Origin of the sequence: Bordetella genomosp. 9, assembly GCF_002261425.1 — a bacterium.
GTDB lineage: Bacteria > Pseudomonadota > Gammaproteobacteria > Burkholderiales > Burkholderiaceae_B > Bordetella_C.
In genome coordinates this window covers 1061066-1075974 of sequence record NZ_NEVJ01000001.1, presented here as the reverse complement: position 1 = coordinate 1075974, position 14909 = coordinate 1061066, and the positions used below count along the sequence as shown (strand labels likewise).

Sequence of the window (14909 nt, the reverse complement as noted above, 5' to 3'; positions counted from 1 at the left end):
CGGGCCTCTCAGCTCTTGAACCGTTGCAGCAGTTCGCGTTGCTCGTCCAGCTTGTCCCTGACCTGCTTGATCTGCACGTCGATCTGCGACGACACATAGAAATCGCGCGACAGATCACGCGCCTGGCGCAACTGCGCCTCGGCGGCCGGGAAAGCGCCGATCGCGGTGTAATAGGTCGCCATGTCGCGCCGCGCCTGCACCCGGTCGCCGGTCCTTTCCTCGCTTTGCGCCAGCAGCTGGTAGAACACCGGCTCGTCCTCTCCCCATTGCTTGATACGCTCCCGCAGGAAAGCCTGTGCCTGCCCGTCGCGTCCCGCCTGCTGCAGGGCCTGCACGTAGGCGATGGCGATCGCATAGCTGCCCGGCCAGGCTTTCCACGCGGCCTCGGCCAGCGACAGCGCGCGCGCCGTATCCTTCTGCGCGTTGGCCAGGTCGATGGCCAGCCTGTCGAGTTCCGCCGATGACCGGCCGTCCGCCATCGCCTGCTTCAGGTAGCGATCCGCGCCGGCCAGGTCTTCGCGCCGCATGGCGCCCAGGGCCAGGCCGTAATAGGCGGCCGACTGCTGCACGCCCGTCAGCGTGCGGGCTTCGTCCTGGAACTGTTGGGTGGACGTGCGCAGCCCCGCCGTATCCTGCCCCTGGATGACGCGCATTTTGGCGCGCACATACCAATAATCAGCGGTGTCGACGTGGTTGCCGCGCGGCAGGTTGCGTACGCGGTTCTCGATGTCCGACATCCGGTCGATGGACAGCGGGTGGGTCGATGCCCAGGCGCCGCCGCCTATCCCTTCGTTCAGCCGCGATGCGTTCATCAGCCGCTCGAACATGTGCGACATTCCGCTGGGGTTGTAGCCCGCGCTGGTCAGCATCTGGAAGCCGGCGCGGTCCGCCTCCCGTTCGGCATCCCGGGAAAAGCCCAGTTGGCGGTCGATGGCGGCCGCCTGCCCGAAAGCCGCCACGCCCACGGCCAGGTTGCCGCCGGCGCCGGCCAGGCCCGCCAACAGCGCCGCGGCCAGCGAGGCGAGCATGATGGCGCTGGTCTGCTTGCCCTGCGTCATGCCGCGGGCGATGTGCCGCTGCACGACGTGGCCGATTTCGTGCGCCAGCACCGCGGCCAGTTCGGATTCGCTTTGCGTGGCCACGACCAGGCCGCTGTTGACGCCGATATAGCCGCCCGGCAGGGCGAAGGCATTGATCTCGGGATCGCGCACGCCGAACAGGTCGACGGTGGGGACCGTGCCGGGAGCGTAGGTGGCCAGCTTGCGGCCCATGTTGGTCAGGTACTGGTTGATTTCCGGGTCGCTGATGTACGTCGGGTCGCGCCGCCCCTCGGCCATGACCAGGTTGCCCAGCTGGCGTTCCGAGTACGGCGACAGCTGGTCCGCGGACGCGGCGCCCATCGAAGGTAGCCCGACTGGCTGAGCCCGGCTGGCCGATGGCGGTCCGCACAATAATGAAGCACAAAGCAACAGCATGAGCGGCTTGCTTACGCCGAACGAGGGCCGCGGGGCACGGCGTTTCATGCGAGTATCATAGCCACGCACAAGTATCCCTTTCCTAGCAATACCCAGATTCCATCATACCGAGGTTCCAATGCGACCCATAAGAAAAGCTGTCTTCCCTGTTGCGGGCATGGGCACCCGTTTTCTGCCGGCCACCAAGGCCATGCCCAAGGAAATGCTGCCTGTCGTGGACAAGCCGTTGATCCAGTACGCCGTGGAAGAAGCAGTGGCCGCGGGCATTACGGATCTCGTATTTGTCACCGGGCGCAACAAGCGGGCGATCGAAGACCATTTCGACTCGGCGCCGGAACTGGAATCGGACCTGGAAAAGAAGGGCAAGGTCGAACTGCTGAACATGGTTCGCGGCATCCTGCCCGCCGGCGTGAACTGCATTTATATCCGTCAGTCCGCCCCCCTGGGCCTGGGCCACGCCGTGCTGACCGCCGAACCCGCGGTGGGCAACGAACCCTTCGCGGTCGTGCTGGCCGATGACCTGATCGATGCCGACACGCCGGTGCTCAAGCAACTGGTCAACACCGCCATCAAGTACGACGGCAGCGTGCTGGGCGTGCAGGACGTGCCGCGCGCGGAAACCAAGAAATACGGCATCGTGGCCGCCCGCGGGGTCGACGAACGCACGGAACGCGTCACGCATATCGTGGAAAAGCCCGAACCGGAAGATGCGCCCTCCACCCTGGCGGTGGTCGGCCGCTATGTGCTGGAACCCGAGATCTTCGAACACCTGCGCGCCACCAAGCTGGGCGCGGGCAACGAGATCCAGCTCACCGACGGCATCGCGTCGCTGATGCGCGAGCGCGCGGTGTTCGCGCATCGCTATGAAGGCACGCGATACGACTGCGGCAACAAGCACGGCATGTTCGAAGCCACCGTCGCGCTGGGCCGCAAGTACCACGGCCTGGAACCGAAGTAAGTCGTCAGCGCGGCGCGGCGACGCCGATACGGCTTCGCCGCCCGCGCACCGGCAGCCTGCCCTTGCCGGACAAGCGCATCAGGCTGCCCAGGGCCACCAGCAGGCCCACCAGCTCAACGAGCGCCGCGGGTATCCACATGGTCAAGCCCCCTATGCTCTGATCCATCAGCGCGGGCATCGGTATGGCGCGGCCGCACAGTTCGAACAGCGGGTACAGGTCGGTCTGGGTCAGCGCGATATACGCCCCCGCCACCATCTGCGGCGCCATGGTCAGGATGGGGGAAATGACGCGGCCCCCGGGCGACATCGCGGCGGGCGGACTGGGCCGGCGATCCAGGATCAGGTTCCAGTACAGGAAGCCGGTGATGACGACCGACCAGTTCATCAGCCGGTACAGGCGCCAGTCCAGCATGGAATAGAACTGCACGGTGGGCAGCAGCCACACCACCACCAGGAACACGAACAGGACCGGCACCAGTATCTTGTGCGTCAGCGTGGCTTCCACGAGCCGCCCCAGGGTGGTGGCGCGAAAGCCGTGCAGCCAACGGCGCATGCCGACCGGCAGGCCGGCACGCATGGCGGACCCGGGATAGGCGGCCATGACCACCAGCGGCCCCAGGTGATGCAGCACCAGGTGCTGGATGCGGTGGATGAAGAACATCCGCTCCGCGTAGTAGTCCACCCGGGTGTGCAAGGACAGGTAGAGCAGCGCCATGCCGGCCCAGAACAGGCCTTTGCGCACCGCCGATACGTGATGCACGCGGCCGCCGCGCACGAAGAGCACCCCGCCGGCGACGAACAGCGCCACCAGCGTCGGTGAAAATTCCCAGGGTATGAGCCAGTCGAGCAGCGGCAAAGGCGGGGTCCCGAAAAGCGCTCCGCCTGCATGGCGGTGAATGGGCCATTGTAGTCGGCGCGCCCGGCTGCCGCGCGGCGCGCCTAGAACTGATGCGTGATTCCCACCGCCACGCGGGTGGTATGGGAGTTGTCGGGATCGAACTGGTTGTCCAGCGTGTAGTTGCGCGCGTAGCCGACGAAGGAATACAGGCTGGTGCGCTTGGACAGCGGATAGATGTAGCCCAGCGTGGCCAGCTGCGCCGTACGCGCATGCCTGCCGTCATCCCAGGACCAGGAAGGCTTGGCGGGCGACCACTGCGCGACCAGGCTGCCCGGGCCCATGGGCACCGTCGCGCCCAGGAACCAGGCATCGACCCGCCCGCCTTGCACGAAGGCCGCGGGCCCGATGTCCACGCCCAGGCCATCCGGATCGGCGCCATCCAGTCCGACGAAGCCGTCCTGCTGGCGCGTCCATGCCACGGCGATCTTCACGACATCGAAGTCATACGACACACCCAGTTGCAATGCGCGCGGCCGGGCGCCGCCGGCGTCCGTCGCGCCCAGGCGCATCTGGTCCCAGGTCGCCACCGCCAGCAGCGGGCCCTGCTCGTAGCGCAGGCCCAGGCTGTAGGCGCGATTGTTGTTCGCCGTGCGGAAACCGGACGCGCTGCCGTCGTCCGCGTTGAACGAATAGCCCATGCCGAACTTCAGGCCGCCGAAGCTGGGCGACAGGTAATTCACGGTGTTGTCGAACTGGAAGGTGTCGGAAGCCTTGAAGGTCGCGCCCAGGCCCATGTCCTTCCATCCGGCCTGCTCCAGATCGCCGAAGAACTGGTTGGCGATGGTCGCCTGCCGGCCCAGGCGCAGTTCGCCCACGGCGTCGTGGCCCAGCCCGACCCAGGCGTTGTAGTTGAACAGGCGGTTGGCGTCGTCTTCCACCAGGCCATTGGCGGCATTGAAGCCCGTTTCCAGCTGGAACGAGGCACGCCATCCGCCGCTCAGGTCTTCCTTGCCACGCATGCCCCACAGCGAATCGGTCTGTCCGCCGGTGATCATGCCGTTGCGCGTGCCCTGCCCCGACGTGTGCTGGCTGGCGACGCCGATATCGATCAGGCCGTACAGCGTCACGCCCGCGGGCGTGTCGTCGTCCGGGTCGGCATGGCCGACCGATGGATAAAAGAAAGCCGCGCTGGTGAGCGCGGCGGATACAACGTATTTCTTCATTGAACGCAGCCTCGGAAACCCCTGAACCACGTGCGCGGCCGAGGTTCAGGACACGGCGCGGCGCAGGTCACCGAAGTGTACGTGCCTGATGCTGGGATGAGCCTGCAATTGGCGCGCTTGCGACATAAGTATCGTTCTCATATCAGCAGGGCATTTAACGGTGATGCAGGCGGAGGCCAGCTGTTGGTCGCTACCCTGGTCGACCTGCATCTGCGATACCGTCAACCCCGCGGCCTTGAAGTCGGAAACGATGTGCTTGCGCACCGCGCCCAATGCATCGCGCGGACAGACCACCGTCAGGCGCGAACTGGCACCGCGGCGGTCGGGCATGGCGGCACGGTCGACACCGGCTCGGCGCAGGAACATATCGAAAACACGCATGGTGGCCTCCTTGCTGAAGCGGGTCCCGCGTGAACACGCGTCACGACGGCATCCACGGCCATGCATGCGCTGGGCAAGGCATGGGCCACGGACGACGACGGACGATTCAAACGACTTCGCTGCGCAAAGGCAGGCCGCGCCGCTATTCCAGACATGCGCGGCGCATGACGCGGCGCGTGGATCCCGGCTTGCCATGCACCATGGGGCACAGGCAGACAGAGAGGAAGCGGAACGGGGAGTGAGCGGTTTGGAGACCGCACCCTGCGAAATAGGGTGCGGCAGAGCTGATCTGCGTGAACCCTATCAGGCAGCGACGCCGACACTAGGTCGACTACTACTGTCGCCGGAATCTGTATTCACGTAGCAACTCCTGGGGATTCGAAGTCCTTATTGTAAACGGGTTTACCCCATGAGCTCAATGGCTTGGCGTCTCTTCAAGCGTAGAAATGCCAGCCGATGTAACCGGCGAACAACGCATACAGGCCGCCGACGGCGGACAGCGTGCGCAGGTTCATGGCGTCCTGGCGGAACCGCAGCCACAGCACGCCGATGGACAGCATGGTGAACAGGCCGGCGGCCAGCAGGGTGTCGTCCAGCAGCCAGGGCGTCAGGAAGATGCCCAGGGCGCTGGGTATGGTCGCCTGGATCATCATCGCGCCGGAGATATTCGCCAGGGCCAGGCGCTCCTTGCCCTGACGGACCCAGATGATGGCGTTCATGATCTCCGGCAGCTCGGTGGCGACGGGGGCCAGCAGCAGCGCCGCGATATGGGGGGATGCGCCGAACAGCTCGCCCAGGGATTCGATCTGCAGCACGAATACCCGCGAGGCGATCGCGATCACGACCAGGGCCAGGACGGTCTGGAAACAGGCCCAGCCCATGGTGGGCTGGGGGTCGCGCGGCCGCAGCTTGAGCGGTTCCAGCACGTCGGCTTCCGAACAGGTCTCCTCGGCCGCCAGCTCGCGCTTGACGTACAGGGCGTAGGCGGCCAGGAACAGGATGCCCAGCCACGGCTTCCAGGCGAAGGCGATCAGGCCCAGGCCCACCTTGAAGATGAAGATGGCCATGAACCAGCCCTGGTCGCGGGCCAGGCGCTGTTGGTCGGCCTTGATGCGGGGATCGTCGGCGCCCACGGGACGCCGCTTCTGCAGCCGCAGCAGCGACAGCCCCACCACGGCATAGGCCACGGTGGACAGCACCAGCGGGCCGCCCATGGCCGCGCCGACGCCGATGTCTTTCTGGTCCGGCGTCGTGCCGAACACGACCGCCATGAAGGTCACGGCGCTTTCCGGCAGCGCGGTGCCGAAGGCCGCCAGCACGGTGCCTACCGCGGTGGCGCCCAGTTCCAATCTATGGCCGACCCATTCGACGCCATTGACGAAGTATTCGCAGGCGAAATAGATCACCGCTGCCGAGGCGAAAAACAGCAAGATGGAGGAAATCATGATGACACAGCCGGACGAGCGGATACCGATGGCGCGACGACACGGCTCGCCCGGCTGGGTTAGCGTATCGTGGCCAAAGGTCTCGCCTGGCGGTTCCGCGCGGCGCGCGCGGGGCGCGGCCGTCACGAAAGGCCGTTTGCGCCATGGGGTCCGGGACCACCAAGTGTGTTGACGCAAACTCCTTGGGGAAGGATGGCTACTCCCCGATGACAACGGGCCGGATTGTAGCAGCGTATGGTTGAGCCGTATCGTGAAACTTGCGTGACGCGCGGTAAAGTAGCCCATCGGACAACAGCCGGATACGCCATGAGCCTGCCTCCCGAAGACCCTGCTCCCCATATCGCCCGGCGTCGCCGGCTGCAGGACACCATGCGCGCGGCCGGCGGCGGCATCGCCCTGCTGCCGGCCGCGCGGCCGGTGATCCGGAATCGCGACGCCGAATATCCGTATCGGCAGGACAGCGACTTCCTGTACCTGACCGGCTTTCCGGAGCCGGAGGCCTGGCTGGTCCTGATCGCCGGCGAGACCGATCGCGCGCTGCTGTTCTGCCGCGACAAGAACGAGGACCGCGAACTGTGGGAAGGCCGCAGCGTCGGTCCGGACGCCGCCGTGGCGGAATTCGGCTTCGATGAGGCCTATCCTGCGGAGCGCCTGGACGACATGCTGCCGGCGCTGCTGCTGGACCAGCCCACGCTGTTCGCGTCCGTCCTGCGCGACACCCGCGTCGACGAATGCCTGCGGCGCGCCACGGAAACGGCGCGCCGGCAATCCAGGACGGGGCAGCGGCCGCCCGATCGGCAGCAGGACCTGCTGCCGATCGTGGCCGAGATGCGGCTCGTGAAGGACCCGACGGAAATCGCCCTGATGCGGCGCGCCGCGCGGATTTCGGCGGGAGCGCATGCGCGGGCCATGCGGCACGCGCGCCCGGGCATGCGCGAGTATGAGATCGAGGCGGAACTGCTGTATGAGTTTCGCCGGCACGGGGCGCAGTCGCCGGCCTACGGCAGCATCGTGGCGACGGGGCCGAACGCCTGCGTCCTGCACTATCCCGCCGGCGATGCGGTGCTGCGGGATGGCCACCTGCTGCTGGTCGACGCCGGTTGCGAGGTGGACGGCTATGCGTCGGACATCACCCGCACCTTTCCGATCAACGGCCGCTACAGCGGTCCGCAGCGGCTGCTGTACGACCTGACGGTGGCCGCGCAGGAAGCCGCCGCCGCGGCGACCCGCCCCGGCCTGACCTGGAACGACGGCCATGACGCTGCGGTGCGGGTGCTGGCGCAGGGCATGCTGGACGCCGGGCTGCTGCAGGGCTCGCTGGACGGCGTGCTGGAGTCCAAGGCCTACAACCGCTTCTACATGCATCGCACCGGCCATTGGCTGGGGCTGGACGTGCACGACGTCGGCGACTACCGCATGCCGGACGCGCCCGCCGGGACGGAACGCCCGTGGCGCGAGCTGTGCAAGGGCATGATCCTCACGATAGAGCCGGGCATCTATGTGCGGCCGGCGGATGATGTGCCCGAGGAATTCTGGAATATCGGCATCCGTACCGAAGACGATGCGCTGGTCACCGACGAAGGCTGCGAGCTGATCACGCGCGGCGTACCGGTGGATGCGCGCGAGATCGAAGCGCTGATGCGGGAATAGCCGGGAGGTCCCGGCGCGGCGGGTGTAGACGGATCGTCCATGCAGCAACTGAAATTGCTTGAAAGCTTTGTCGCGGTCGCGCGGAGCAAATCCATCCGCGAAGCGGCGGAGGCGACGCATCTGACCTCGTCGGCGCTGAACCGCCGCATCCTGGACCTGGAGGCCGAACTGGGCGCGCCGCTGTTCGACCGGCACGCGCGCGGCATCCGCCTGACTTCCGCGGGCGAGGTCTACCTGGCCTACGCGGTACGCGCGCTGCGCGACGCGGAAGCCGTGCACTCGCAGATCGACGACCTGCGCGGACTGCGGCGGGGCAACGTCAACCTGGCCGTCATCGCGGTGGCCGCGAACGACCGGCTGACGGAGATCATCGCGAAATTCCAGCAGCAATATCCCAAGATCGCGTTTTCCGTCCATGTCGCCGGCGCCGACGAAGTGGTGGCCTCCGTGCTCGAGAACCAGGCGGACCTCGGGATCTCGTTCAACCTGTCGGCCGAAAGAGACTTCTACGAGATCGCCGAACGGCGGTACGTGATGTGCGCCGTCGTGCGGCGCGACCATCCTTCCGCCAGCAAGGGCGGCATCTCGATCGCCGAATGCACCAACTATCCCATCGCCATGGCCGACCGCAGCTGGGGCGGGCGCAAGCTGCTGGACGAATACCTCAACCGGACCGGATTCCGGCTGACGCCGCAACTGGTGTCGAACTCCTATGAGACGCTGACGTCCTTCGTGAAGCGGACCAATGGCGTGTGCTTCCAGATCCGGCCCGAAAAGGAATATGACAACGCCGACGATGGCCTGGCGGCCGTGCCGGTGGCGGAAATGGCGCGCTATGCCCGGCCCGTGGTGCTGGGATCGCTGCGCGGACGCCTGCTGCCGGTCGCGGCCGCGCTGTTTGGCGAAACGCTGAAACGGGACTTCTTCGCCTGAAGCCGCCGCCGGGCGGGACAACGCTGCCGCCCCCTTGGCCACGCCAGCCGCGAGTGCTGCACAATTTGCAGCGCTGCTGAAAAAAATTAGCGCTAGTTCTTTGCGCTGGCCGCTCCTACAGTGACGGCCATGAACACACCGCGACTCGCTCTCGTACACCGCCTGCCGGCCTCCGCGCCCGATGACGTCACCGCCCTCGTCCAGGCGGTCGATCGAGGCGAGATCGACCCGCGCGCGATCGTGGCCGTCCTGGGCAAGACCGAAGGCAACGGCTGCGTGAACGACTTCAGCCGCGGCCTGGCGACCCAGGCCCTGAAACATGCGATCGCGCGCCTGGCGCGCCGCGACCTCGATGAGGTCGCCCGCGACGTGGCCTTCGTCATGTCGGGCGGGACCGAAGGCGGCCTGTCGCCGCATTGGCTGGTGTTCGAAGTCCGGAACGCCCCAGCGGCTCCGGCAGCCCCAGCCGAGCCGGAGACGGGTCCGGCCGCGGAAGGCGTTCCGACGCTCGCCATCGGCGTCGCCATCACGCCCGCCTTCCTGCCCGAGGAAATAGGCCGCATGCCGCAGGCCCTGCGCACCGCCGACGCCGTGCACGCCGCCATGCGCGCCGCGGGCATCGCCGACGTCCGCGACGTGCACTACGTGCAGGTCAAATGCCCCCTGCTGACGCGCGCACGGATCGCGCAGGCCCATGGCCGGGGCCGCGACGTGGCGACGGAAGACACCTATCTTTCGATGGGCTATTCGCGCGGCGCCTCGGCCCTGGGCGTGGCGCTGGCGCTGGGCGAAATAGCCGCGGACGCGCTGGACGACGCCCGCGTGTGCCGCGATGCCGGCCTGTACTCGGGCCGCGCGTCGACCTCGGCGGGCATCGAGCTGATGGAGAACCAGATCATGGTGCTCGGCAACAGCGCCGCGTGGCGCAGCGACTATATCGTGGGCCATGGTGTCATGCGGGACGCGCTGGACGTCGACGCCGTCGACACGGCCCTGGCGTCGGTCGGCCTGCGCATGGGCGGCGAATTGCGCGGTTCCGGCCGTGAACGCGTCGCCGCGGTACTCGCCAAGGCGGAGCCGTCGCAGACGGGCGCCATCCGCGGCCGCCGGCACACCATGCTGGACGACAGCGACATCCACGCGTCACGCCACGCACGGGCGCTGGTCGGCGGCGTACTGGCCGGCGTATTCGGCGAAACTCAGCTGTTCGTTTCCGGTGGCGCGGAACATCAGGGCCCCGACGGAGGCGGGCCGGTCGCCGTCATCGCGCGGCGCGCCCCCTGACCCCAGCCACTGCAACGCCCGCCCGCGCGCCACCGAAACGCCAGGCTATCGCGCATTCCATCCCATTTACTTGTCCGCCAGGAAGCCCCGCCATGAAATCCCTCCCTACCCCGCGCCGACTATTCGGCCTTGCCGCCACCCTCGCCTGCCTGGGCATCCCTGCGGCCGTCCTGGCGCAGAATGCGGCACCCAAGGCCGCCATGCTGCTGCCCGGCAGCATCAACGACCAGAGCTGGAATGCCGTGGGCTATGCCGGCCTGATGAAGGTCAAGGAACTGGGCTTCGACGTGTCGTATTCGGAGAACGTGCCCGCGGCGGATCACGTCAACGCCATGCGCGACTATGCGCGCCAGGGCGCGAAGCTGATCATCGGGCATTCGGGCCGCTTCCTGTCCGCGGAGCAACGGGTGGCGCCGGAGTTTCCCAACGTGCAGTTCATCACCGCCGCCGGTTCCAAGGGCTATCCGCCCAATGTGATGTCCATCGACTTCAACAACGTGCATTTCGGCTGCCAGCTCGGCGCCTTGATGGCCTTGATGAGCAAGACCGGCAAGATCGGCGGCGTATACGGGTTGGAAGGCCTGCCGACCACCATCGACCAGGTCGGCAGCTTCCGCATCTGCGCCAAGCAGGCGCGGCCGGGGGTGGAAGTCACCATCCTGTACATCAAGGACATCGAGGATGCCGCCGCCGCCAAGGAAGCCGCGTTTTCGCTGATCTCCGGCGGCGCTGATGCGCTGGTCGGCCAGTTGAACGCCGCGCAGGGCGGCCTGATCCAGGCGGCGAAGGAAAAGAATGCCTGGGTGGCCGGACGGTCGTACGAACATACCGCCATCGCGCCGCAGCAGGTGCTGACCAACATCATCGAGAAATGGCCGGAGATGTACGCGGCAGCGGCGACGGACGTCAAGGCCGGCAAACTGTCCGGCGCGTACAAGGTCTACGGTTACGATACCCCCGGCTCGACGGGAGCCGAGCTGGGCTACGCGCCGGATCGCGCCTTCAATCCGAGCGTGCCGGAAGCCGTGGTGGCGCGGCTCAAGCTGTTGCAGGACGAGCTGGCGTCGGGCAAGTTGAAGATCGTGCCCACCAAGGCCGACGCGATGGGCGGCAAGGGCTGAAAGCGCTGCTGTCGCGGCGCGGATGAAAGGATGAAATGAGCAAGCTCATGCTGGAGATGCGCGGCATCACGAAGCACTATGGTGCCGTGCGCGCCAACGACGGCGTCGATCTCGACGTCCGGCCCGGCAGCATCGTGGGCCTGCTCGGCGAGAACGGCTCCGGCAAGAGCACGCTGATGAAAATCCTGTTCGGCATGACGGAGCCGGACGCGGGCGTCATCGTGTTCAAGAACCGCGAGCTGTCCGGGCATCGGCCGGCGGCGGCCCTGGAAGCCGGCATCGGCATGGTGCACCAGCACTTCATGCTGGTCGACGCCATGAGCGTGGTGGAGAACGTCATGCTGGGTTGGCCGCGCGCCGGCCGCCGCGTGCTGCGCGCGGCCGACATGGCGCGGGAGATCGCGGCCGCCAGCGCGCAATACGGCCTGGACCTCGACCCCCACGCCATGGTCGAGACCCTGTCGCTGGGCGCGCGCCAGCGCGTGGAGATCCTGAAAGCCCTGCTGCGCGGCGTGGACCTGCTGGTGCTGGACGAACCGACCTCCAACCTGAGCCCGCCGGAAGTCGCCCGGCTGCTGGACGTCATGCGCCGCCTGCGCGCGGAGCAGCGTTCGGTGATTTTCATTTCGCACAAGCTGGGCGAAGTCCTGGAGATCTGCGACGACGTCGTGGTGCTGCGCGATGGCAAGACCGTCGGCAGGACGTCCGCCGCGCTCGCCACGCGGGACAGCCTGGCCGCCATGATGGTGGGCCGCGCCGGCGGCGGCTGGACGGCCGCCGCGCGCGAGGCCGGCAGCCCGCCCGGCCGTGCGCTGCTGACGGTCATGAACCTGGACCTGCCGGGCAAGGTGTCGGAGCCGGGGCTGCGGAACGTGCAATGCGAGGTCCGCGCCGGCGAGATCGTCGCGATCGTCGGCGTCGACGGCAACGGCCAGCGCGAGCTTACCGACACGATCGCCGGCATGCGCGAGCCCGCGGCGGGCAGCATCCACATCGACGGCGCCGATATGACCCGCACCGGCGTGCGCCAGCGGATCGCGGCGGGCCTGTCGTATATCCCGTCGGACCGCGCCGCCACCAGCCTCGTGCCGGCGATGTCCATCGCCGACAACCTGATGCTGAGGGACTATGACCGCGAGCCTTATTCGCGCGGACCATGGCTGCGCTCGAAAGCGACGCTGGCCGACGCGGCGCGGCGCCTGATGCGCGCCTACGACGTGCGCGCCGAGCGGCCGGACATTCCCGTGCGCCAGCTTTCCGGCGGCAACCAGCAGAAGATCGTGGTGGCCCGCGAGGTCGACCGGCAACCCAAGGTCATGGTGGCGCTGCAGCCGACATGGGGGCTGGATCCGGCGGCGACACGCTTCGTGCTGGAACGCATGCTGGCGCTGCGCCAGGCGGGATCGGCGGTGCTGTATGTCACCGCCGAGCTGGAGGAAGGCCTGGCGATCGGCGATCGCATCGGCGTCATGTACCGCGGCCGCCTGTCGGCGTTGATGCCGCGAGATAGGGCGACCCCTGAACGGATAGGACTGCTGATGGCGACGGGCGAGGACGGAACGGACCTTGCGGGGAGGCCGGCATGAAGGCCGATATCGCCGTGGCATCCACCGATCGCCCCGCGCGGCCGCACTGGCGCCCGCCCAACCGCCAGTTCGTCATGGCGATCGTCCTGGGCCTGGCCGCGGTGGCCTGCCTGATCGCTCTCTCGGGCACCGACCCGATGACGGCCACCCGTGCTTTCGTGCGCGGCGCCTTCGGTTCCTTCGACCGGATTTCCGTGGCGCTGAACAAGGCCACTCCCTACATCCTGTGCGGCACGGGCGTGGCCTTGTGCTTCCGCGCCAACATCATCAACATCGGCGGCGAAGGGCAGATCGCCCTGGGCGGACTGGCCGCCGCGGCGTGCGCCCTGGCCTTCCCGTTCGAAAACCCGGTGCTGGCGATCGGCACCAGCCTGGCGGCGGGCGTCGCGGCCGGCGCCTTATGGGCGGTGATCGCCGCGCTGCTGCACCTGACCCGGCGCATCAACGAGGTGATCGTCACGCTGCTGATGAACTTCGTCGCGGTGCTGGCGGTGCAATGGATCGTCCAGGACTACATCGGCGAAGCGGGTGCCGGCTTTCCGCAGACGCCCTTGCTGGAATCCGCCTATTGGCTGCCCAAATTCGTCGCCGGCAGCGACCTGCACTGGGGCGCGGCGCTGGCGGTCGTCGTGGCCATCCTCGGGCATGTGGGCCTGTGGCATACGAAATGGGGCTACACCTTGCGGCTGGCGGGCGCCAGCCGGGCGGCCGCGCGCTACGCGGGGGTGGGCGTGTTCGGCACCACGGTCGCGGTGATGGCCGTGGCGGGCGCCCTCGCCGGCCTGGCCGGATCGGTGGAAGTGCTGGGCCTGCACTACCGCCTGATCGCGGGCTTCTCGCAGGGCTTCGGCTTCAACGCGGTGGCGATCGCATTGCTGGCGGGCAGGCAACCGCTGGCCGTGCTGCCGGCGGGGCTGTTCCTGGGCTTCCTGGAAGCGGGCGCGCTGGCCATGCAGCGCGAAGTCGGATCGCCCTCATCCCTGGTGGCGATGATAGAAGGCCTGACCATGCTGTTCGCGCTGGTCATCGCGGGCGCCGCCGGCCGCAAGGGACGGGTATAGGAATGGATATGTCGGTGCTCGATTTCCTGGCGTCCGTGCTGCGTATCGCCACGCCGCTGCTCTTTGGCGCGATGGGCAGCATCCTGTCCGAACGGGCCGGCGTGTTCGCGGTGGGCCTGGAGGGGATGATGCTGGCCGGCGCTTTCGGGGCCGCCCTGTTCGCCTTCCTGACGGGCGACGCCGTCGCGGGCATCGCCGGCAGCATGGCGGCGGGCGCCATCGTGGCCGCCATCGTGGCCGTGGTGAGCGTCCGGCTGGGCGCCGACCAGATGGTGACCGGCCTCGCCGTCAACGTACTGGTGGCGGGCGCCACCAGTTTCCTGGTGCGGACGGCCAGCGCGCATGCGCATGTGCCTTCGCTGCAGGCGGCCCTGCTGTCGCCCTGGCCGCTGCCCGGGCTGTCCGGCATCCCTTTCCTGGGCCCGCTGCTGTTCGCGCAACCACCCCTGACCTACCTGGCGCTGGCCATGCTGGCGCCCCTGAACTTCTTCCTGTTGCGCACGCCCTGGGGACTGACGCTGCGCGCCGTGGGCGAGAATCCCGCCGCCGCCTATGCCGTGGGCGTCGACCCGAATGCCGTGCGCATGGCCGCCGTCATCGCCGGCGGCGCCATCGCCGGACTGGGCGGCGCGGTGCTGGTGCTGCAACAGGTGGGCACATTCACCGACGGCATGACCAGCGGACGCGGCTTCCTGGCGCTGGCGGCCATCATCGTGGGGCGCTGGACGCCATGGGGCGCGTTCGCGGCCTGCCTGGTCTTCGGCGCGGCGGAAGCGCTGCACCTGCGCCTGCAGATGTCCGGCCTGCCGGTCAGTTCCTACGTGATGCAGATGCTGCCCTACCTGATCGCGCTGGCGGTGCTGGCCGGCCTGGGCCGGTCCGTGCGGCTGCCCGCCGGGATAGGCCGGTACATCGAACGAAAAAGCGCGTAGCGCGCGATACCCACAGGAGAAA

Annotated in this window: 13 protein-coding genes and 1 riboswitch; of the genes, 8 read left to right on the top strand and 5 right to left on the bottom strand. The window is 67.9% G+C overall.

From position 1 onward, the window contains the following. Positions 1–8 precede the first annotated feature (8 nt). On the bottom strand, positions 9–1475 hold the full coding sequence (locus tag CAL26_RS04825) for a M48 family metalloprotease (protein ID WP_256988050.1): 1467 nt from the start codon (positions 1473–1475) through the stop codon (positions 9–11). 118 nt (positions 1476–1593) lie between these two features. Here CAL26_RS04825 and galU point away from each other — a divergent pair, with 118 nt between their 5' ends. Then, a complete protein-coding gene (gene galU / locus CAL26_RS04820) occupies positions 1594–2433 on the top strand; it encodes a UTP--glucose-1-phosphate uridylyltransferase GalU (RefSeq protein ID WP_094845742.1) in 840 nt (279 codons plus the stop codon). Between the two features lie 4 nt (positions 2434–2437). Here galU and CAL26_RS04815 read toward each other — a convergent pair whose 3' ends face one another. From CAL26_RS04815 to CAL26_RS04800, 4 genes are all read right to left on the bottom strand, one after another. Beyond that, entirely contained in the window at positions 2438–3289 is an 852-nt protein-coding gene (locus CAL26_RS04815) for a cytochrome c oxidase assembly protein (protein WP_094845741.1), read from the bottom strand. 83 nt (positions 3290–3372) lie between these two features. Continuing rightward, positions 3373–4494, bottom strand: a complete 1122-nt coding sequence (locus CAL26_RS04810; RefSeq protein WP_094845740.1) for a porin — start codon at positions 4492–4494, stop codon at positions 3373–3375. 45 nt (positions 4495–4539) lie between these two features. Further along, positions 4540–4875, bottom strand: a complete 336-nt coding sequence (locus tag CAL26_RS04805) for a hypothetical protein (protein ID WP_094845739.1) — start codon at positions 4873–4875, stop codon at positions 4540–4542. A gap of 434 nt (positions 4876–5309) precedes the next feature. Beyond that, entirely contained in the window at positions 5310–6320 is a 1011-nt protein-coding gene (locus CAL26_RS04800) for a sodium:calcium antiporter (RefSeq protein WP_094845738.1), read from the bottom strand. 117 nt (positions 6321–6437) lie between these two features. Then, positions 6438–6537, bottom strand: a riboswitch (yybP-ykoY riboswitch). 89 nt (positions 6538–6626) lie between these two features. Between CAL26_RS04800 and CAL26_RS04795 the strand changes: the two genes are divergently transcribed. The 7 genes from CAL26_RS04795 to CAL26_RS04765 all read left to right on the top strand — a co-directional run bounded on the left by CAL26_RS04795 (position 6627) and on the right by CAL26_RS04765 (position 14887). Then, positions 6627–7970 carry an aminopeptidase P N-terminal domain-containing protein gene (locus CAL26_RS04795; RefSeq protein ID WP_094845737.1) on the top strand — a complete coding sequence of 448 codons (1344 nt, stop codon included), beginning with the start codon at positions 6627–6629 and terminating at the stop codon, positions 7968–7970. A gap of 39 nt (positions 7971–8009) precedes the next feature. Further along, the gene (locus CAL26_RS04790) at positions 8010–8903 is read left to right on the top strand and encodes a LysR family transcriptional regulator (RefSeq protein WP_094845736.1); all 894 of its coding nucleotides are present in this window, start codon (positions 8010–8012) and stop codon (positions 8901–8903) included. A gap of 129 nt (positions 8904–9032) precedes the next feature. Beyond that, entirely contained in the window at positions 9033–10187 is a 1155-nt protein-coding gene (locus tag CAL26_RS04785) for a ring-opening amidohydrolase (protein ID WP_094845735.1), read from the top strand. Positions 10188–10279: 92 nt separating this feature from the next. Further along, positions 10280–11308: a BMP family protein gene (locus CAL26_RS04780; RefSeq protein ID WP_094845734.1), complete on the top strand. Its 1029-nt coding sequence runs from the start codon at positions 10280–10282 to the stop codon at positions 11306–11308. Positions 11309–11343: 35 nt separating this feature from the next. After that, positions 11344–12894, top strand: a complete 1551-nt coding sequence (locus CAL26_RS04775; RefSeq protein ID WP_094845733.1) for an ABC transporter ATP-binding protein — start codon at positions 11344–11346, stop codon at positions 12892–12894. After that, a complete protein-coding gene (locus CAL26_RS04770; protein ID WP_094845732.1) occupies positions 12891–13955 on the top strand; it encodes an ABC transporter permease in 1065 nt (354 codons plus the stop codon). The genes CAL26_RS04775 and CAL26_RS04770 overlap by 4 nt, the downstream gene beginning before the upstream one ends. 8 nt (positions 13956–13963) lie before the next feature. Further along, positions 13964–14887, top strand: coding sequence for an ABC transporter permease (locus tag CAL26_RS04765; RefSeq protein ID WP_179283248.1), 924 nt, complete (start codon positions 13964–13966; stop codon positions 14885–14887). Positions 14888–14909: the final 22 nt, after the last annotated feature.